Consider the following 1,177-nt stretch of genomic DNA (forward strand, 5'->3'; position numbering starts at 1 on the left):
AAGATTTTAGCTACAACACCAGCACCAACTGTACGGCCACCTTCGCGGATTGCGAAACGTAGACCTTCGTCCATTGCGATTGGAGCGATTAGCTCAACAGTCATTTGAACGTTGTCACCTGGCATTACCATTTCTACGCCTTCTGGTAGAGTGATATCGCCTGTTACGTCAGTTGTACGGAAGTAGAACTGTGGACGGTAACCTTTGAAGAAAGGAGTGTGACGGCCGCCTTCGTCTTTAGAAAGTACGTATACTTCAGACTCAAACTTAGTGTGTGGGTTGATAGAACCTTTCGCAGAAAGTACTTGACCACGTTCAACGTCATCACGCTTAGTACCACGTAGAAGTGCACCAACGTTCTCACCTGCACGACCTTCGTCAAGCAGTTTACGGAACATTTCAACACCAGTACAAGTAGTAAGAGTAGTCTCTTTGATACCAACGATTTCTACTTCGTCACCTACACGTAGGATACCGCGCTCGATACGACCAGTTACAACAGTACCACGACCTTGAATTGAGAATACATCTTCAATTGGTAGTAGGAACGGTTGGTCAACTGCACGCTCTGGCTCAGGAATGTAAGAATCTAGTGCTTCTGCAAGCTCAACGATCTTGTCTTCCCACTGCTTCTCGCCGTTTAGTGCGCCAAGTGCAGAACCTTGGATAACTGGTAGGTCATCACCTGGGAAGTCGTATTCAGAAAGAAGTTCACGAACTTCCATCTCAACTAGCTCAAGTAGCTCTTCGTCATCTACCATGTCACATTTGTTCATGAATACGATGATGTAAGGGATACCAACTTGACGACCAAGTAGGATGTGCTCACGAGTTTGAGGCATAGGGCCGTCAGTCGCAGCAACAACTAGGATACCGCCGTCCATTTGTGCAGCACCAGTGATCATGTTTTTAACATAATCCGCGTGTCCTGGACAGTCTACGTGTGCGTAGTGACGTGCTGGAGTGTCGTACTCAACGTGAGAAGTTGCGATTGTGATACCGCGCTCACGCTCTTCTGGAGCGTTATCGATAGATGCGAAATCTTTAGCAACACCGCCGTATACTTTTGCAAGAGTAGTACAGATAGCAGCAGTTAGAGTTGTTTTACCGTGGTCAACGTGGCCGATAGTACCAACGTTTACGTGCGGTTTCGTACGTTCAAATTTTTCTTTAGACA

At 46.7% G+C, this 1,177-nt stretch carries 1 protein-coding gene; it reads right to left on the bottom strand.

From position 1 onward, the window contains the following. A partial coding sequence (tuf, locus tag AB4323_RS24130; RefSeq protein ID WP_016783752.1) for an elongation factor Tu occupies positions 1-1,177 on the bottom strand: 1,177 nt, incomplete at both ends.

Source organism: Vibrio sp. 10N.261.52.C11, assembly GCF_041471405.1.
Classification (GTDB): Bacteria; Pseudomonadota; Gammaproteobacteria; order Enterobacterales; family Vibrionaceae; genus Vibrio; species Vibrio crassostreae_C.